Here is a 19,401-nt window from a genome sequence, read left to right as displayed (position 1 = left end):
TCGACCCGTGCCGCGAAACGTCCGTCTTCCGCGGCGCGGGCTGAATCGCTCAGCCCAGCCGCTCGATCAGATGGTCGCCGACCCGCAGGGCGTTGGCGATGGCGGTCAGCGAGGGATTGACCGCGCCGATGCTGGGGAAGAAGGACGTGTCCACGACGTAGAGGTTGTCCAGGTCGTGCGCCTTGCAGTTGACGTCCAGGGCCGAACTCGCGGGGTCCGTGCCGAAGCGCACCGTGCCCGCCTGGTGGGCCGTCGCCCCGATCGGCATCCCCTTGTGCAGATAGATGCTGTGGGACAGCAGGCGGTGCGGATGCATCCCCAAGTGCCCGAGCATCCCCTGCAGTTTGTGCCGGAGCCTGTTCAGGCCGGCGATGTTGTTCTTCTCGTCCAGGGCGAGGTGGATGCCACCGTCCTTGTCGAGGGTGACCCGGTTCTCGGCCAGGGGCAGGTCCTCCCCGCAGAGCCAGAAGTCGACGGCGTGGTGGGCGAGGACCTCGAACGGCATGTCAGGGGAGGCCTTGCCGGCCCAGCGAGGCGCCTCGCCGTGGATCTGGTCGGCGTCCGACTTGCCGAGCATCTGGATGCCGCCGAGCGGGTACTCCCAGTCGTCCGCGCCCAGATACCAGTCGTGCAGGGCCAAGGTCTTCTGGAACCTGGTGGGGTTCGGTTCCTCCGACACGGCCATCAACGCCAGATTGTTGTGCCGCATGTAGTGGCGGCCCACGACGTCGGAACCGTTGGCCAGGCCCGCGGGATGCCGGTCGTCGGCCGAACGCAGCAGTAGCGCGGCGGAGTTCACCGCACCGCACGCGACCACCACGATGTCCGCGCTGAACGTCTCCGTGGTCCCGTCGTCGAGGTCGGCGACCACACCGGTGACCGACTGCCCGGACTCGTCGGTCTCCAGGCGACGGACGTCGGTGTGGGTCACCATCGTGACGTCGGGGTGTTCGAGCGCGGGGTCGACGCAGATCACCTGGGCGTCGGACTTCGCGCCCAGCAGACACGGGAATCCGTCGACCCGGTCGCAGCGGATACAGGCGCTGGCGTGGGTGGCCCGGCCGTTCGCGTCCTGCGTCAGGTTCACCCCGATCGGCAGATGGAAGGGGTGCAGCCCCTGCTTCTCCAGGTCGTCGCTGAGCTGCTGGATCCGCGGCTCGTGTTCGACCGGCGCGTAGGCGTACTGACCACTGACCGGGCCCTCGGTGAGATCCTCGCCGTGCCGCCCGTGCACGCGGTACAGATGTTCGGCCTGCGTGTAGTACGGCTCCAGGTCCTCGTAACGGATCGGCCAGGCCGGGGACAAGCCGTCGTGGTGGCGCAGTTCGCCGAAGTCCTCGGGGCGCAGCCGGAACAGCGCGGCACCGTAGAACTTGGTGTTGCCGCCGACGTAGTAGTTGACCTCCGGCGGGAACTCGTTTCCGTGCTTGTCGTACCAGAACTCCGGTGCGCGGTAGCGGCCCTGGACGAAGACGGCGGTGGAGTCCCAGTTGTCCCGCTCCCTGGGCAGATAGCCGCCGCGCTCGAGGATCAGTACGCGTTTGCCGCTGGGTGCCAGGCGATGCGCGAGGGTGCCACCGCCCGCTCCGGTGCCGATGACAATGACGTCGTAGTGCTGGTCGCCGGTCATGGAACGCCCCGTCCGTGGAGTCGTTGGCTTCTTCGTCCGGACCTGGAACCCCCGACGGCGGGAACTGCTCAAAAACCCCTGCCGAATACAGGTCCGATTTTATCGGGCCGTGCGACCCCCAGCACCCTGGCGCAGGGGCCGGGGAGCAGGCTCACCCGAAGCTCTTGAGAGCGGTCGCGGCACGGTCGACGATCGCCTGCCGGGAGTTCTCGGCGTCGACGGTGAGACCCGGCTCGTCCGGGCGCAGGGGCTCCAACTCGGCGTACTGGGAGTCCACCAGGGCGGCGGGCATGAAATGCCCCGCGCGCCGCGCGACCCGCAGCCGAGCGGCCGCCTTGCCGAGCGCGAGGTGCAGCAGCCACACGTGAGCCCCCGCGCGGCGGAACATCTGGCGGTAGCGGTACCTGAGCGCCGAGCACGCCACGACGCCACCGGTGCGGGACTCCGTCGCCCGCTCGATCCACTCGGTCACGGCCACCAGCCAGGGCCGGCGGTCCTCCTCGGTGAGCGGACGTCCTGCGGCCATCTTGGCCCGGTTCGCGGCCGGGTGGAGGTCGTCAGCCTCCAGGAAAGGCACCTTCAGCCGCTCGGCGAGGAGGGCCCCTGTCGAGGATTTCCCGCACCCCGACACCCCCATGACCACGACGACCACAGGTTCCGGCGAGGGGGTGCCCGTACCGCCTGAACCGTCCTTCACAGCACGGCGATCGGGTTGACGGGCGACCCGGTGGCGGCCGGCAGTCGCAGCGGGGCCACGACGCAGAAGAACGACCAGCGCCCCTCGGCCGCGCAGACCGGCACCAGATCCTCGAACTGCAGGTAGTCCAGCAGGTTCAGGCCCATCGCGTGCATCGCCAGCACATGCACCGGGAAATCCACGCCGTGGACCGAACTGGGCGCGGTGTCGTTGTTGCCGTCGCCGCCCAGAACCGCGACCCGGCGCTCCGCGAGGAACTCCAGAGCGTTCGGGTGCAGGCCGGCCCTGGCCTCCGCCGTGTGCCAGGGACCCACCTCCGCCCGACGTCTACGGTGGCCCACCCGCACGAACAGCAGGTCGCCTTCGCCGACCCGGGTGCCCTGGGACTTCTCGGCGGCTTCGAGATCCTCGGCCGTCACGTGATCCCCCGGTTCGAGCCAGGGGACGCCACGCAGCCGGGGGATGTCCAGCAGCACACCACGACCGGCGATCCCGTCGGCCACCGCCTCGACCGTCAGCGCCGTCGCGCCGCCCGCGGTGACACTGCTCGCGTCCACGCCGCCGTGCAGGGTGCCACGGTAGATGACGTGGCACAGGGCGTCGAGATGGCTGTCGGCGTCCCCGTGCACGTTCATGGCCAAGCTGTCCCTGGCGAAGTGCAGCCCCTGGTCGTCGAACTGGTCGGACCAGGCGCGCATCGTGTGCAGGGCGGGCTCCGGACTGTCGGGTCCCGCCGAGGTCTCCACCGGCGCCGCGAGGGTGACCGTCCTTCCGGTCCGCACCTCCTGTGCCGCTTCCGCCACTCGGCCCGGTGTCAACGCGACCAGCGCACCGCGTTCGCCGGCCGCCCACGAGGCGCCCGAAGCGAGACGCTCGTACAGCGCGTCGAATTCCGCCGCTGTCAGCCGGGGGGCCTCCGCGCGGGAGCCGCGCGTGGCCACGCCTCAGCGCCCGTACTCTGCGTCAAGGGCGTCGTCGAGGGTGCCGGCGGCCATGATGAGTGCCAGGTGGGTGAACGCCTGCGGGAAGTTGCCCAGTTGCTCTCCGCTCGGACCGATCTCCTCGGAGAACAGGCCGACATGGTTGGCGTACGTCTGCATCTTCTCGAAGGTGTACCGGGCCTGTTCCAGCCGGCCCGCCTGCGCGAGTGCGTCGACGTACAGGAAGGTGCACAGACTGAAGGTGCCCTCCGAGCCGCGCAGGCCGTCGGGGGAGGCGGCGGGGTCGTAGCGGTAGACGAGGCTGTCGGAGACGAGCGTGCGGTCCATGGCGTCCAGCGTGGACAGCCACCGCGGATCCCTGGAGCCGAGGAAACCCACTCTCGGCATCAGCAGGAGCGAGGCGTCCAGCACGTCACCGTCGTAGTGCTGGATGAAGGCGCGTTCCTTCTCGCTCCAGCCGCGGTCCATGACCTGCTTGAAGACGGCGTCGCGAGCGGCGCGCCACTTGTCGATGTCGGCCGGCCTGCGCCAGTGATCGGCCAGGGCCAGACCGTGGTCGAACGCCGCCCAGCACATCACCCGGCTGTAGGTGAAGTCCTGGCGTCCGCCGCGGGTCTCCCAGATCCCCTCGTCCGGCCGGTCCCAGTGATCCGCCAGCCAGTCCAGCGTCCTGGCGAAGCTCTCCCACCCCTCGTACGACGACTGCGCCTCGATCTCGCGGCCCTGGGACAGGGCGTAGACGGCCTCGCCGTAGATGTCGAGCTGCAACTGGTCGGCGGCGCCGTTGCCGATGCGCACCGGCGCGGATCCGCGGTAGCCCTCGAAGTGTTCGAGGCTCTCCTCGGGCAGGTCGGGGCTGCCGTCGATGCGGTACATCGTCTGCAGCGGTTCGTCCTCCTTGCCCTCGCGCTCGCGCAATCGCTCGACCAACCAGTGCACGAAAGCGGCGGCCTCGTCGGCGAAGCCGAGATCGAGCATGGCCCGCACCGACAGCGAGCCGTCGCGGATCCAGGTGAACCGGTAGTCCCAGTTGCGCTCCCCGCCCACCTGCTCGGGCAGGCCCATGGTCGCCGCCGCGACCAGCGCGCCGGTCGGTGCGTAGGTCAGCAGCTTCAGGGTGATCACCGAGCGGTGCACCAGCTCCGGCCAGCGGCCCCGGTAGCGGGACTGGCGCAGCCACGCATGCCAGAAGTGGGTGACCTCGTCGAGGTGCGCGTGGACGGCGTCGACGGTGAGGGGCTCGGGTGGGTCGCCGCCCGGGGCGCAGACCGTGAACACCGCTCCGGCGCTCTGACCCGCGTCGAGACGGACGGTGCCGAGCGCGTCCGGGCCGTCCGCTTCCAGCGGGAACGTCGCCTGCAGGAACGCCTCTGTCCCCGGCGCTCGGAACCGGGCACCGTTCTCGCCGACTTCGAGTTGGTGCCCGGCGCGGCCGTAGTCGAAGCGCGGTCGGCATTCGAGGGCGAACTCGACGGTTCCCCGCACAGCCCTTACGAGGCGGATGATCTGGTGGCGGTCGGTCGGTGTGCGGGTCTGGTCGGGAGGCATGAAGTCGACGACCTCGCCCACTCCGTCCGGCGACATGAACCGGGTCACCAGGATCGCCGTGTCGGGGTAGTAGAGCTGCTTGCACGTGAGGTCGGGATGCGTGGGGGCGACGCGGAAGTGTCCTCCGCCGTCGTGGTCGAGCAGGGCGGCGAAGATGCTGGGTGAATCGAACCGTGGTGCCGCGAACCAGTCGACCACGCCCTGGGAGGAGACGAGCGCGCTGGTCTGAAGGTCGCCCACGAGGCCGTGGTCGGCGATAGGAGGGTAGCGGTCCATCCGGTTTCTCCCCTGTCTCCCCGAGCATCCCCCCTTGCGCTTCGGCTTCCACTATCCGACCAGCGACGCGGCCCCGCCACACGCGGCCGAGGTCGGGGCGTTGCCGGAACTGGCCTGCCGGTCGACTGAGGGCACCTCACGGCGGTCTCGGAACACCACCGTTGACCGAGCACCGGGACAGGAGTGGATGTCAGGCTGGCCGAGGTGTGATGCTCACCGCTCGGTAGTCGTACCCGTCCTGCTTGAAGCCGGGCGCCTCCCACACGAGGTCCACCCTTTGGCCGGGCGAAAGTGTGCGGAAGCCGGGCGCCTGGATGTCGGCGAAATGGCCGAAACACCCGCCGGGAGTCTCGGGGGAGTCCAGCACTCCCCATCCCTCCTCGTCGCTCCACTCACGGACCGTCGCAGTCACCATGGGCGGCACCCTACGGGCTGCCTCCGCCTCGGCGAAGTGGTTTTCGAGCGTGCGCGCCGTCACTGGCCTTCGACGGGGACGGTGAGTGCGTGCGACGCCGCGGCCGCTCCGTAGGCACCCGGCCCGACCCGGCGCCGGCGGGCACGGACCGCCAGGACCGACAGGAGCAGGCCCACCCCGGACGCGATCGCGAGCAGCACGCACGCGCTGGACAGGCCCGCCGCCAGCGCGTCCGCCGCCCCGTCCCCTTCCGACCGCCGGGACTCGCCCACCGTCGCGTTGACCGTCGCCACGGCCGCCGTGAACGCCGCCGCACCGATGTATCGCGCCATGTTCGAAATGCCCGATGCCGCTCCGACATCGTCGGCGGACACCGACGAAGTGGACGCCGAGCTCGCCGGACCGTTGACGAGTCCCAGACCCGCGGCCATGAGTACGAGCGGCAGGACGAAGGCCGCGTACCGCCAGTCACCCTTGACGAAGGACAGCAGCACACAACCGGACGTCGCCGCCGCGAAGCCGACGGCGATCACGGGTCCGACGCCCAGCCGCTGGACCATCCGGGGCACGAGCGGCGTGACCGCGATCAGACCCACCGTCGCGGGCAGCGTGGCCAGGCCCGCCTCGAAAGGGCTCAACGCGAGCGTGGCGGGGTTCTGGAAGTAGAGACTGACCAGGTACATCAGACCGTTGATCACGCCCGCGCTCAGCAGGATCCCGACCGTCGCCCCGATCAGGACGCGATCCTTCAGCAGCCGCAGGTCGACGAGCGGTGCTTCGACCCGCCGCTCCACCGCGACGAACGCGACGCACGACACCAGCGCCAGCGCGAAGCATCCCAGCACCGCGGCCGACGTCCATCCCCAGGTTGCCCCCTCGCTGAGTGCGAGCAGCGCCGGGGCGAGTACACCGGCGATCAGCACGGTCCCCGCGAAGTCGATCGAGCGACCGCGATCCGGATCGCGGGATTCGGCGACACCTTTCAGGGTGACCGGTACGCAGGCGAGCGCGATCGCCGCGTCGATCCAGAACAGGCCCTGCCATCCCGTGCCGTCCACCAGCAGACCGCCGAGCAACGGCCCGGCCGCGGCGCCGACCGCCGACGCGCCACCCCACAGCGTCACCGCCCGCACCTGTCCCTCTCCCGAGGTGGACACGGACAACAGGCTCATTCCGCAGGCCAGGATCGTCGCCCCCGCCGCGCCCTGGATCGCCCGGCCCGCGATCACCCCGCCTCCGCTGTCGGACAGCGCGATGAGCACGCAGGAGGCGATGAACAGCGCCAGGCCGCCGAGGAAGACCAGGCGCCGTCCGAACACGTCGCCGAGGGCCCCCGAGGTGACGATCACCGCGGCTCCCACCAGTGAATACCCGGTGACGGCCCACTGCAGGACATCCAGCGACGTTCCGGTGTCCGCGCTGATCGCCGGAAGCAGGATGCTCACCGCCGAGGTGTTCGCGTTGACCACCAGAGTCGAGACGCACGTCGCGATCAGCACAGCGGCCGGTGCCGACCGGCGTGCGTCTCCGGGTCCCGCGTCGCGTGCCTGGACATCCACAACGGCAGGTTCACACGCGCCGCGTCGCCCCGCAGCCCGGCGACACGGCCCCGGCGGCCGGCCGCGCGGCGTAAGGCACGGTGCACGCGAAGGGGCCTGGCTCCGAATCAGCTCTCAAGTCGACACCCCGCAGCTCTCAAGTCGACACCCCGCGCGGTCTGTTGCCCGGCACGCCCGCGCACCCGCCTCTCGACTACGGCGTACCGGCAGTGGCGGCGGCCCTCGGCGTGCTGTCGGCGTGCTGTCGGCGTCGTCGCCGGTGGGGCGGCCGGCCAGGTGAGACGGCGATCCGGGGCGGTCGTTGATCGATTGGTGAGGCCGGGCGGGCAGGCTTAACGTCGATGGAGTGAGCATCCATGTTCATCGTCGACCCGCGATGCAGGGCTATTTTCGATGACGGCCGATCACGTGGCATCCTCCGAGCCTGCCGAATCCCCGCAGCGGGGCCGAGGCAGCGGTATCGCACTCCTCGTCATCGCCTCCTGCCAGCTCATGGTGGTTCTCGACATCACCATCGTGAACATCGCGCTGCCGCACATCCAGACCTCGCTCGGCTTCTCGACCGAGAACCTGTCCTGGGTGATCAACGCCTACACGCTGACCTTCGGCGGTCTGCTGCTGCTCGGCGGACGCTCCGGCGACATCCTCGGCAGACGCCGGATGTTCATGTTCGGCGTGCTGCTCTTCGTGTTCGCGTCGCTGCTCGGCGGACTCTCCCAGGACTCCTGGCAGTTGCTCGCGGCTCGCGCGCTGCAGGGCGTCGGCGGTGCCATCGCCTCACCCACGGCGCTGTCGCTGATCACCACCACCTTCCGTGAAGGACCCGAGCGCAACAGGGCGTTCGGCGTGTTCGCCGCCGTCTCCGCGGGCGGCAGCGCGATCGGGCTGCTCGCGGGCGGCATCCTCGTCGAATGGCTCGACTGGCGCTGGGTGTTCTTCGTGAACGTCCCCATCGGCCTGCTGATCGTGCTCGCGACCCCCCGCTACATCAAGGAATCCGAGCGGCACCCGGGCCACTTCGACTTCCTGGGCGCCATCACGTCGACGCTCGGCATGGTGCTGCTGGTCTACGGCTTCATCAGGGCCTCGGAGAAGGGCTGGAGCAACCCCCTCACCCTGGCGTCCTTCGGAGCGGCCCTGGTGTTCCTGATCGCGTTCATCGCCGTCGAACGCCGGTCGAGACAGCCCATCACGCCGCTGTGGATGTTCCGCGACCGCAACCGCTCGGGCGTCTACGCGATGATGCTCAGCCTGTCCGCCGCCATCTTCGGGATGTTCTTCTTCCTGACGCTGTTCGTGCAGAACATCCTCGGGTTCAGCCCGCTCAAGGCAGGCTTCGCCTTCTTGCCGGTGAGCGTGATCATCGCGATCGGCGCGGGGGTCGCCTCGAATCTGCTGCCCCGGTGGGGTCCGAAACCCTTCATGGCGGTGGGCGCGATCCTGGCCGCGCTGGGCCTCGGCTGGCTGACGCTGACCGACGTCAACAGCACCTATCTCGGCAGCATCCTCGGACCGACCATCGTCTTCGGCTTCGGTATGGGCCTGCAGTTCGTGTCGCTGACACTGATGGCGGTGTCCGGGGTGCAACCCAAGGACACGGGTGCCGCTTCCGGCATCCTCAACGCCACTCAGCAGGTCGGCGGATCGCTCGGCCTGTCCGTGCTGGTCACGGTCTTCGGCACGGCGAGCCGCAACGAGGCCACGGACCAGGTCGCGAACTTCCTGAAGACCGCGACTCCGGCACAGCAACTGCAGTTCCGCAGGACGGGACAGCTTCCGGCGCCCTGGAGCAGCCAGGTGCTGACGTCCGGCATCTCGGGAGCGTTCGTCGCCGCCGCCGCTTTCGCGGTCGTCGCCGCGCTGGTCGCCCTGCTCGTCATCCAGGTGCGCCCGTCCGACCTGGAGCGGCTCCAGGGAGGCGCCGCCGCGATGACCCCCGTGGACGGAGCCGGTGACGCGGAGGGCGCTTCGGCCGGCTCGACCCCGGTGGGGGAGTCGGACACCCGGGACGGCGGACCCTCCGCCCCCGGCTGATCCGGACCCTCCGCACCCGGCCTGGGACCTTCCGCCCCGGGCTGAACCGGCCCCTCCGCCCCCGGCTGATCTGGACCCTCCATCCCAGGCCCGGGACCCTCCGCCCCAGGCTGATCCGGGCCCCGGGCCCCGGGCCCCGGCTGAATCCGGGAGTCCCTGCTGAATCCAGGCGCCCGGGATGAATTCCGGAAGCCCCGGCTCAACTCCGGCCCCCTGCCCGCCCGCTGTCCGGCCGTCGCGGTGCCGTCACCGCCCGGAGGCCCGGCCTCACCCGACCTCAGGGCAGCGGCTGCTCAGCCCAGATGACCTTGCCCTCGGGCGTGTAGCGCGTGCCCCAGCGGTCGGTGAGCTGGGCGACCAGGAACAGGCCCCGTCCGCCCTCGTCCGTCGTCGCCGCGTACCGCAGATGCGGCGAGGTGTTGCTGCCGTCGAAGACCTCGCAGATCAGCGCCCGGTCCAGCAGCATGCGGACCCCGATGGGCCCGTTGCCGTAGCGGATCGCGTTGGTCACCAGCTCGCTGAGGATCAATTCGGTGGTGAACGTCAGCTCGTCGAGCCCCCAGCGCGCCAGTTGCCGGCTGACCGACGCACGCACCTCGCTCACGGCGGCCGGTTCGGACGGCACCTCCCAGGAGGCGATCCGGTCGGGATCGAGGGCGTTGGTACGCGCCACGATCAGGGCGATGTCGTCGCTCGGCCGGTCCGGCAGGAGGGCGTTCAGCACGGTCTGGCAGGTGTCCTCCGGCGAGCGGTCGGCTCCCGCCAGCGCCGTGCGCAGCATTTCGAGCCCGACGTCGATGTCCCGTTCCCGGTCCTCGACCAGGCCGTCCGTGTACAGCACCAGCCGGCTGCCCTCCGCCAGTTCCAGCTCGGCCGTCTCGAACGGGAGACCGCCCAGGCCGAGCGGCGGGCCGGCCGGCACGTCGGGGAACTCGACGCTGCCGTCCGGGTGGATCACCGCGGGCGGCGGGTGTCCGGCGCGGGCGACGGTACAGCGCCGCGTCGTCGGGTCGTAGACCGCGTACACGCAGGTGGCGCCCGTGACGGCGGCCCTGCTGTCCTCGGGGAGCTCGTCCTGGTCGATCCGGCCGACCAGCTCGTCCAGAAGTCCGAGCAGTTCGTCGGGCGGCAGGTCGAGGGCGGAGAAGTTGTGGACCGCCGTACGCAGCCGGCCCATCGTCGCGGCGGCCAGCAGCCCGTGGCCGACCACGTCGCCGACGACGACCGCGACCCGGGCCCCGGGCAGCGGCAGTACGTCGAACCAGTCACCGCCGACCCCCGCCTGCGCCGGCAGATAGCGGTAGGCGAGGTCGAGGGCGCTCTGATGGGGCAGCCTGCGCGGCAGGAGGCTGCGCTGCAGGGTCACGGCCATCGTGTGCTCGCGCGTGTAACGGCGCGCGTTGTCGATGGAGACCGCCGCGCGGGCGACCAGTTCCTCGGCGAGGGCGAGATCGTCCACGTCGAAGGGGTCGGGCTTCTCGGAGCGCCAGAAGTTGACCACGCCCATGACCAGCGGGCCGACGCGCAGGGGAACGGTGATGAGGGAGTGGATTCCGTAGTCGACGACCTGTGCGGTGCGCTTCGGGTCCTGGGCCAGCCAGCCCGGGGCACCGCCGAGGTCGGGTTCGACCACGGCCTCTCCGGTGCGCAGGCTGTGGGCCTGCGGGGAGGACGGTACGAAGCCGATGTGCTCGCCGACCGGATACAGCGGCGCGTCCTCGCGGATGCCGCCGGAGGCGGTGCGGCGCAGCCCGGTACCCGCGTCCGGCTCCTGCCCGTTCAGCACGGCGTCGGCCAGGTCCACGGTCACGAAGTCCGCGAACCGGGGGACCGCGACCGCCGTCAGTTCCTCGGCCGTCCTGGTGACGTCCAGACTCATGCCGATGCGCACGCCGGCGTCGTAGAGGAGTTTGAGTCGTCCGCGGGCGATGTCCGCCCGGCCGGAGAGCGCGCGCAGTTCCGTGGAGTCACGGAGTGTGGCGACGCTGCCGGCGGGTCCGCCCCGCAGGTGTGTGGGCCGTTGGTTGATGGCCAGGAGCCGTTCCCCGACGAGATGGACCTCGTCGGTGGCGACGCGCCCGGAGGCCAGGAGTTCGGAGGTGCCCGAGTCGAGGCCGAGCCGCTGGACGTTCTGTCCCTCGGCGTCCGCGGGCAGGTCGAGCAGGCGGTTCGCCTCGTCGTTGGCCAGGAGCAACTGCCCCTCCGCGCCGACGATGATCACTCCTTCCCGGACGGAGTGCAGAACGGCGTCGTGGTGCTCGTACATCCGGGTCATCTCGTACGGGCCGAGGCCGTGCGTCTGGCGCAGCAGGCGTCGGCTCACCAGCGCGGTGCTCGCGGTCGCCAGGGCGAGCGCCGCGGCGGCGGCGCCCAGCAGCAGCGGGAGCTGATGGTCGGCGGCACCGCCCACGTTCTTCGTGGTGATGCCGGCCGACACCATGCCGACGACCTTGCCGTCGGACGCCTCGACGGGGACGGTGGCCTGCACCAGCGGTCCGAGCGTTCCGTTGACCTGCTCGACAATGGAGCGGCCGGCCAGAACCGGTGCGGTGGTCCCGACGAACTTCTTGCCGATCCGGTCGGGCTTGGGGTGGGTGTAGCGGATCGCGTCGGTGTTCATCACGACGATGAAGTCCACGTTCGACGCCTTGCGGGCGGCCTCGGCGCTGGGCTGCAGCACGGCTGTGGGATCGGGGGCGGCGAGGGCGGCGCGGGTGCCGGGCGCGTTGGCGAAGGTCTCCGCGACGGCGAGCGAGCGGTTGCGGGCCTCCTGCGTCGTGTCATGCCGCACCTGGAGTACCAGTGCGACCACCGCGGCGACGACCAGGAGCAGCACGATCACCACTTGCAGGACGAACACCTGTCCGGCGACACTGCGCCCGCCGATGGCGGAGCGTAGCCCGTTGGACGGGCCGTTCCTGTGCTTGCCGTCGTGTCGCCCGCGCTGGGGGCGCGCTGTACTGGGGCGGCGGGCCGACTGAGCCCGGGTTCGACCCAATAGTCCGACCATGAGCTATGTCTACACTGCCCGGCGCCCCGTGGCGAGAGGCGTCACGCACAGTGATCGAACACCCCCGCCGGGCGTGCCGCCGGTCGGTGGGCGGTACGGCGCGGGCGACGCGGCTCGCGGGTGCGGGGACGCATGATGGAGACATAGTCCCTATTACCTGAATTTGTCGCTTTGGCGCGGAGGGCTTGATGAAGACTGTGGACCGCTACCGGCTGACCTTCACCCATCCCGGACCGGACGCGAACATGGTGACGGATGAGGTGGTCGTCGAGAGGACGACCGCCCAGGGGCCGGGCGGCAACCCGGTGTACAGCGATCACACGGGCATCCTCCGCGCCGAGATCAGCCCGGCCGGCGAGGTCCGCATGCTGGCCAGTGGCGCCTATCAGTCGCCGATCAACCCGGCCGTCGAACCACTGTCCTGACGGGCCGCGCGCCCCGCCGGAAGCACGGCCCCGGCGGCCGGGAACCCGGCGGGGCCGGCGGCGGGGAGTTCTCGCGAGAAGCGAAGTCCCGGGCGTCCGTTCAGCTCGATCTCGCCGGTGACGAGGAATCCGGTGCGGGCCAGAACCGTCCGGGACGCACTGTTGTCGGCGGTCGTGCACGCGCGCAGGGTGCTCAGGCCGTACGCGCTCGCGGCCAGGGCGCACATCTCCCGTACGGCGGCCGTGGCGAGCCCCCGCCCCGTGGCCCGCTCGGCGACGCGGTAGCCGAGGTCGGCCGAACCGAGCGTCACGTCGACCAGGTTGACGCGGGCCAGCACCGCGCCGGTGCCGTCCACCACGAGGTGGAAGTGGCAGAGTCCCGCGGCCTGTTCGGCCAGACGCTCGCCCAGAAGGGCGTCGAACCGGTCGAAGAAGGTGTCGCCTCGGTCGGGGATCGTCGCGGCGAAATAGGCGCGGTTCTCCCGCTCGAACGCGAGCAGGGCGGGCGCGTGGCCGGGACGGAGGCGTTCGATGCGGGGCATCCGGTCATGCTAGGGACCCGTACCACCCGGAGCACCCGCATTTCCTCCGCGGGGGCGAGTGCGAGGGCGAGGGCGGGGCGGGGCCGGGCCGGGGGAAGGAACCGGGACGCGCCCCGCGTCCGCCCGCTCGGTACGGGTCTCAGCCGCCGGCCGGTGGGCCGGTGGGAGCCGGAATGTCGGGCTCATCGCCCTCGGGGTCGATGTGCGGCAGGATCCTGTCCAGCCAGCGCGGTGTCCACCAGGCACGGGCGCCGAGCAGGGTCATCACCGCCGGGACCATCAGGAGCCGTACGACCGTCGCGTCGATGAGCACGCTCACGGCGAGGCCGAGGCCGAGCATCTTGACGACGATGTTGTCGCTCACGATGAACGCCGCGAAGACGCTCATCATGATCAGCGCGGCACAGGTGATCACGCGGGCGGTGATCTCCAGGGCGTGCGCCACGCTCGCCTTCGCGTCCCCGCTGCGCAGCCAGAACTCGTGGACCCGCGACAGCAGGAAGATCTCGTAGTCCATGCTGAGCCCGAAGATGATCGCGAACATCATCATCGGCACGTAGCTCTCGATGGGCACCTTGCCCGAGACCCCGAGCGCCGGCCCGCCCCAGCCCCACTGGAAGACGGCGACGACGACTCCGTACGAAGCCGCGATGGACAGCACGTTGAGGATCGCCGCCTTCAGCGCGACGAGGATGCCTCGGAAGACGATCAGGATGATGAAGAAGGCGAGCGCGACCACGACGAGGATGATGAGGGGCAGCCGGCTCGCGACGATGTTGCGGAAGTCGACCTGCGCGGCCGTCGTGCCCGTGACATAGCCCTTGGCGCTGTACCCGGACACGGCCTTCGGCAGGGTGTCGTCCACCAGACGGTTCGTCAGGTCCGTGGTGTCCTGGTTCTGCGGGGACACCTTGGAGTAGACGGTGCCCACCAGCACGTCCCCGTCCTGTGTGGCGGTCAGCGGGGTGACCACGGCCGCCCCCGACACACCGCTCACCGTCTTCTGCGCCTGTGACGCCAGCGCGGAACGCTTGTCCGACGGTACGTCCGTCTGGTCGATGACGACCGTCAGCGGGCCGTTGGAGCCGGGCCCGAAGGAGTCCGACATGATGTCGAACGCCCGCCGGTCCGTGAAGGATGTCGGGTCGGCGCCGTCACCGATGTGCCCGAGCTGGATGGTGAACACGGGGATGGCCAGAATGAGCACCGTGAGCAGGCCGCCGGTCAGGAACCACCAGGGGCGCCGCTCGACGCGCTGTGCGTAGCGGTGCCAGGTGCCGGTGACGGGTGCGCCGGGCTCGGCGTTCGTCTCCGCGATCGGCGTGCGCACGTGGTAGCGGTCGATGCGGTTGCCGATGAGCCCGAGCAGGGCGGGCACGAGGGTCAGTGCGCCGGCCACCGCCGAGACGACCGTGACGGCCGCCGCGAGGCCGAGCTTGCTGATGAACGAGACACCGGAGACGGACAGTCCGGCCAGGGCGATGATCACGGTGCAGCCCGAGACCAGGACGGCCCGTCCGCTGGTGGTGGTGGCACGGCCCGCCGCCCGGATCGGGTCGGCTCCGTTGACGAGGTTCTGCCGGTGACGGGTGCTGAGGAACAGGGCGTAGTCGATGCCGACGCCCAGTCCGATCATGGTGGCGAGTGTCGGTGACACCGTCGCGAAGGTGGTCGCCGCGGCGAGCAGACCGAGGATGGCCAGTCCGCCCACGACGCTGACCAGGGCGGTCAGGAGCGGCAGGCCCGCCGCGATGACACTGCCGAACCCGACGAGCAGGACGACGATCGCCACCGCGAACCCGATCAGTTCACTGATCTTGTCGTTCGCCGCGGGCCTGGCCAGTTCGCCCAGTGGCCCGCCGTACTCGACGTCGACTCCCGCGGACCGCAGCGGCTGTACGGCCTGGTCCACGCCGTGGAGGTAGCCGTCGCCGAGGGTCGAGGGCTGCACGTCGAAGCGGACCGTGATGTAGCCGGTCTTCCCGTCGCTGGACAGCGGCCCGACGTTCTGCTGCTGGGACTGCCCCGAGGACGGCTGGGAGCCGGGCGGCGGCAGCGGGTTCTGCGCCGACAGGACGTGCGGAAGCTTCTCCAGGGAGCTGACGGTCTGGCTCATCTGGGAACTCAGCTCGGTCAGCGGCTTCTGCGTGTCGCGCAGCACGATCTGGCTGCTGTAGCCGCCCGCCGCCGGATCGTGCTCCTTGAGGACGTCCAGCCCTTCGGTGGACTGCACTCCCGGCAGTTGGAAGTTGTCGGAGTACTGCCCGCCGAACGAGTGGTTCAGCCCTTGGAGCACGCCGAGGGCGACGAGCCACGCCACGATGACGATCACGAAATGGCGGGCGCACCACTCACCCAGCCGCTGCAGTACCCCGGGCCTTGTCCGCCCGCTGGCTGAAGGGGCTTGTGTCGCCGACATGGGCAGCTCCTGCTCGAGGACGACTCCTCCGACTCCGCCATTAAACGATGTGACGATCACCGCGGCCCGCCGAGCATCAGGGCCACTCCGCGCCCTTTGACGGTCCGGGATCCGTCGATCCGGCCGGTGTCCGTTCGTTCTGGAGGTGGGACACCGGTGCCTGGCCGGTCCGGAGCGAAGGATGCGATGGGGATGGACGAGATGCGGACGCTGCTCGAAGGACGCGGGCTGGTCGAGTCGCCGCGCTGGCACGGGGGCCGGCTGTACTTCTCCGACTGGACCGCGGGCGAGGTCCTCGCCCTCGATCCGGCGGACGGGCGTACCGAGGTGGTCGCGCGGGTGGCGTCGCTGCCGCTGTGCACCGACTGGCACCCCGACCACGGCATGCTGATCGTCTCCTCGGCCGAGGGCCTGCTGCTCCGACGGGAGCCCGACGGCTCCCTGGCCACGCACGCGGACCTGGGCCGGCCCGGCTGGAACGACATCGTGGTCGACGACCGCGGAAACACCTATGTCAACAGGGCGGGGTTCGACCCGATGGCGGGTGAGGCCTTCGCGCCGGGCTCGGTCGCGCTGGTCGCCCCGGACGGTTCGGTGCGTGAGGTGGCCGACGACATCGCGTTCCCCAACGGGATGGCCGTGACCCCCGACGGTTCCACCCTGATCGTCGCCGACTCCTACCGGCACGGTCTGCTCGCCTTCGACATCGGCCCGGACGGCGCTCTGTCGGGCCGCCGGGTCTGGGCCGACCTGGGGGAGGGCACCCCGGACGGCATCTGTGCCGACGCGGAGAGCGCCGTCTGGTATGCCGACGTGCCCGGCCGGTGCTGTGTGCGCGTCGCCGAGGGCGGCGCCGTTCTGGACCGGGTGGGCCTCGACCGCGGCGGTTTCGCCTGCGCACTGGGCGGCCAGGACAGAAGGACGCTGTTCGTCGTGGCCGCCGTCTGGCGCGGCATGACGGAGTCCGCGCCGGTGGAGCCCGGCTCCGGTCAGGTCCTCGCCACCCGCGTCGAGGTGCCCGGAGCGGGCCGGCCCTGACGCGGGTTCCGCACGGCCGCGGCAGAGCTGTCGTTCCGTCAGGGTCGCGGCAGAGTCGTCGTTCTGTCAGCGGTCGGGGCAGAACCGTCGTTCCGTCAGAGGCCGCGGCAGAGCCGTCGTTCCGTCAGCGGCCGCGGGCGGCGGAGGTTTCGGCGCGGGGGCGTAGGGATAACCCTCGATCGCCGATAACGCCATGTCATGGCTAGGTCAAAAGTGCAATCCTGCCCACACCTGTGGGACAGGTCGTCCATGGTCTGCCCACAGCCGCGTTCCCGCGCGCCCTGCTCAGCGCTTCCCGGACAGCACATCCCGTCTGTCCGGTCTGTCACCGGCCGCCGACCGCGGCCGAAGGCGTAGGAGTACGAGTGAGACGTTTCCCCCGTCAGGCGACTGCGGCCGGAGCCCTGGTGGCCACCGCAGCGTTCCTGGCCGTCGGCATACAGACGGTCCCGGCAGTCGCCAAGCCCGCCCCCCACACAACCCCCCTCCGCACGGGGGGACTTGAGGCAAAGCTCACCCCGGCCCAGCACACGGCGCTGCTGACGAAGGCATCGAAGCAGACCACCGCGACCGCCGGCACGCTTGGCCTCGGGTCGAAGGAGAAGCTGGTCGTCAAGGACGTCGTCAAGGACAACGACGGCACCTTGCACACCCGTTACGAGCGCACCTACGCAGGCCTCCCGGTGCTCGGCGGCGACCTCGTGGTCCACACGCCGCCCGCCTCGCAGGCCACCGGCACGGTGAGCACGACCTTCGCCAACAAGCACACCATCAAGGTCGCGAGCACCACCCCGGCCGTCGCCAAGGCGACCGCAGGAGCCCAGGCCCTCAAGGTCGCCAAGTCGCTGAAGGCCGAGAAGCCCGCGACGGACAGCGCCCGCAAGGTCGTCTGGGCCGGCGCCGGCACCCCCCGGCTCGCCTGGGAGACCGTGGTCAGCGGTGTCCAGGACGACGGCACACCGAGCAAGCTGCACGTCATCACCGATGCCACCACCGGCAAGGAGATCACCCGGTACGAGGGCATCCAGACCGGCACCGGCAACACCCAGTACAGCGGCACGGTCACGCTGAACACCACGCTGTCGGGTTCGACGTACCAGCTCACGGACTCGACCCGCGGCAGCCACAAGACGTACTCGCTCAACAACGGCACCTCCGGCACCGGCACCCTGATGACCGATGCCGACGACGTCTGGGGCACCGGCGCGGGTTCCAACACCCAGACCGCCGGCGCGGACGCCGCCTACGGCGCCGCGGAGACCTGGGACTTCTACAAGAACACCTTCGGGCGCAGCGGCATCAAGAACAACGGCGTCGCCGCCTACTCGCGCGTCCACTACAGCACGGCGTACGTGAACGCCTTCTGGGACGACAGCTGCTTCTGCATGACCTACGGCGACGGCACCAGCAGCACCCACGCGCTGACCTCGCTGGACGTCGCGGGCCACGAGATGAGCCACGGCGTCACCTCCAACACCGCGGGCCTGAACTACACCGGTGAGTCCGGCGGTCTCAACGAGGCCACCTCCGACATCTTCGGCACCGGTGTGGAGTTCTACGCCAACAACTCGACCGACGTGGGCGACTACCTCATCGGCGAGAAGATCAACATCAACGGCGACGGCACCCCGCTGCGCTACATGGACAAGCCGAGCAAGGACGGCGGATCCGCGGACAGCTGGTACTCCGGCGTGGGCAACCTGGACGTCCACTACTCCTCGGGCCCGGCGAACCACATGTTCTACCTGCTCTCCGAGGGCAGTGGCTCGAAGACCATCAACGGCGTCACGTACAACAGCTCGACCTCCGACGGTGTCGCCGTCGCGGGTATCGGCCGCGCCGCAGCCCTGCAGATCTGGTACAAGGCGCTGACGACGTACATGACGTCGACCACCAACTACGCGGGCGCCCGTACCGCCGCGCTGAACGCCGCGACCGCGCTGTACGGCGCGAGCTCCACCCAGTACGCGGGTGTGGCGAACGCCTTCGCGGGCATCGCCGTCGGCGGTCACGTCACCCCGCCGAGCAGCGGTGTGACCGTCACCAACCCGGGCAGCCAGTCCTCCACCGTGGGTACCGCGGTGAGCCTGCAGATCTCGGCCAGCAGCACGAACAGCGGCTCCCTGACGTACTCCGCCAGCGGTCTGCCCACCGGTCTGTCGATCAACACCTCCACCGGTGCGATCACCGGGACCCCGACCACCGCCGGCACCTACAGCACCACGGTGACCGTCACGGACAGCACCGGGGCGACCGGCACCGCGTCGTTCACCTGGACCGTCAGCTCCTCCGGTGGCGGCACCTGCACCTCGTCGCAGCTGCTCGGCAACCCCGGGTTCGAGTCCGGCGCCACCACCTGGACCGCGTCCAGCGGAGTCATCACCACCGACTCCGGTGAGGCGTCCCACGGCGGCTCGTACAAGGCCTGGCTGGACGGTTACGGCTCCACGCACACCGACACGCTCTCCCAGTCGGTGACCATCCCCAGCGGCTGCAAGGCCTCGTTCACCTTCTGGCTGCACATCGACACCGCGGAGACCACCACCAGCTCGCAGTACGACAAGCTGACGGTCACCGCCGGATCGACCACGCTGGCGACCTACTCCAACCTCAACAAGGCCACCGGCTACACGCAGAAGACCTTCGACCTGTCCTCGTTCGCCGGCACCACGGTGAGCCTCAAGTTCAGTGGTGTCGAGGACTCATCGCTCCAGACCAGCTTCGTCGTGGACGACACCGCCGTGACGACGAGCTGACCCGCCGTACCTGACATCTCCGCATCGGCCGCGGGGGGGGGGGGGGCCCGCCGGGCCACACCCCGCCCCGGCGGGGAGGGGCCGGACGCGTACAGGGGGGAATGGCGAACC

13 protein-coding genes are annotated in these 19,401 nt (G+C 70.3%); 4 read left to right on the top strand and 9 right to left on the bottom strand.

What is annotated here, in order from left to right:
* Positions 1-49: 49 nt before the first annotated feature.
* From ACFXGX_RS23830 to ACFXGX_RS23805, 6 genes are all read right to left on the bottom strand, one after another.
* On the bottom strand, positions 50-1,630 hold the full coding sequence (locus tag ACFXGX_RS23830; protein ID WP_384794662.1) for a GMC oxidoreductase: 1,581 nt from the start codon (positions 1,628-1,630) through the stop codon (positions 50-52).
* Positions 1,631-1,781: 151 nt separating this feature from the next.
* Complete coding sequence (locus ACFXGX_RS23825) at positions 1,782-2,327, bottom strand: gluconokinase (RefSeq protein ID WP_384794660.1); 546 nt, start codon at positions 2,325-2,327, stop codon at positions 1,782-1,784.
* Positions 2,324-3,268 carry a cyclase family protein gene (locus ACFXGX_RS23820; RefSeq protein ID WP_384794658.1) on the bottom strand — a complete coding sequence of 315 codons (945 nt, stop codon included), beginning with the start codon at positions 3,266-3,268 and terminating at the stop codon, positions 2,324-2,326. The genes ACFXGX_RS23825 and ACFXGX_RS23820 overlap by 4 nt, the downstream gene beginning before the upstream one ends.
* Positions 3,269-3,271: 3 nt before the next feature.
* Positions 3,272-5,092, bottom strand: coding sequence for a glycoside hydrolase family 15 protein (locus ACFXGX_RS23815; RefSeq protein ID WP_384794656.1), 1,821 nt, complete (start codon positions 5,090-5,092; stop codon positions 3,272-3,274).
* Positions 5,093-5,282: 190 nt separating this feature from the next.
* Positions 5,283-5,507 (bottom strand): cold-shock protein, encoded by a 225-nt coding sequence (locus ACFXGX_RS23810; RefSeq protein WP_384794654.1) that lies wholly within the window; start codon positions 5,505-5,507, stop codon positions 5,283-5,285.
* Positions 5,508-5,566: 59 nt separating this feature from the next.
* Entirely contained in the window at positions 5,567-7,066 is a 1,500-nt protein-coding gene (locus ACFXGX_RS23805; protein WP_384794652.1) for an MFS transporter, read from the bottom strand.
* 393 nt (positions 7,067-7,459) lie between these two features.
* On the opposite strand from ACFXGX_RS23805, the gene ACFXGX_RS23800 reads away from it, so the two are divergent.
* Complete coding sequence (locus ACFXGX_RS23800) at positions 7,460-9,100, top strand: MFS transporter (RefSeq protein ID WP_384794650.1); 1,641 nt, start codon at positions 7,460-7,462, stop codon at positions 9,098-9,100.
* Positions 9,101-9,377: 277 nt separating this feature from the next.
* On the opposite strand, the gene ACFXGX_RS23795 is transcribed toward ACFXGX_RS23800, so the two are convergent.
* Positions 9,378-12,110, bottom strand: a complete 2,733-nt coding sequence (locus tag ACFXGX_RS23795; RefSeq protein WP_384794648.1) for a SpoIIE family protein phosphatase — start codon at positions 12,108-12,110, stop codon at positions 9,378-9,380.
* 188 nt (positions 12,111-12,298) lie between these two features.
* On the opposite strand from ACFXGX_RS23795, the gene ACFXGX_RS23790 reads away from it, so the two are divergent.
* Complete coding sequence (locus tag ACFXGX_RS23790) at positions 12,299-12,535, top strand: DUF6296 family protein (protein WP_384794646.1); 237 nt, start codon at positions 12,299-12,301, stop codon at positions 12,533-12,535.
* Here ACFXGX_RS23790 and ACFXGX_RS23785 read toward each other — a convergent pair.
* Together ACFXGX_RS23785 and ACFXGX_RS23780 are read right to left on the bottom strand one after the other, a co-directional pair.
* Positions 12,496-13,077: a GNAT family N-acetyltransferase gene (locus ACFXGX_RS23785; protein WP_384794644.1), complete on the bottom strand. Its 582-nt coding sequence runs from the start codon at positions 13,075-13,077 to the stop codon at positions 12,496-12,498. The genes ACFXGX_RS23790 and ACFXGX_RS23785 overlap by 40 nt on opposite strands.
* A gap of 139 nt (positions 13,078-13,216) precedes the next feature.
* Entirely contained in the window at positions 13,217-15,496 is a 2,280-nt protein-coding gene (locus tag ACFXGX_RS23780; protein ID WP_384794642.1) for an MMPL family transporter, read from the bottom strand.
* A 192-nt stretch (positions 15,497-15,688) separates the two neighbouring features.
* Here ACFXGX_RS23780 and ACFXGX_RS23775 point away from each other — a divergent pair, with 192 nt between their 5' ends.
* Positions 15,689-16,534, top strand: coding sequence for an SMP-30/gluconolactonase/LRE family protein (locus ACFXGX_RS23775; RefSeq protein WP_384794640.1), 846 nt, complete (start codon positions 15,689-15,691; stop codon positions 16,532-16,534).
* 365 nt (positions 16,535-16,899) lie between these two features.
* Entirely contained in the window at positions 16,900-19,290 is a 2,391-nt protein-coding gene (locus ACFXGX_RS23770) for a M4 family metallopeptidase (protein WP_384794638.1), read from the top strand.
* Positions 19,291-19,401 lie beyond the last annotated feature (111 nt).

It is taken from the genome of Streptomyces sp. NPDC059371 (assembly GCF_042751995.1).
Taxonomy (GTDB): domain Bacteria; phylum Actinomycetota; class Actinomycetes; order Streptomycetales; family Streptomycetaceae; genus Streptomyces.
This window is presented reverse-complemented; position numbering and strand designations above follow the sequence as displayed.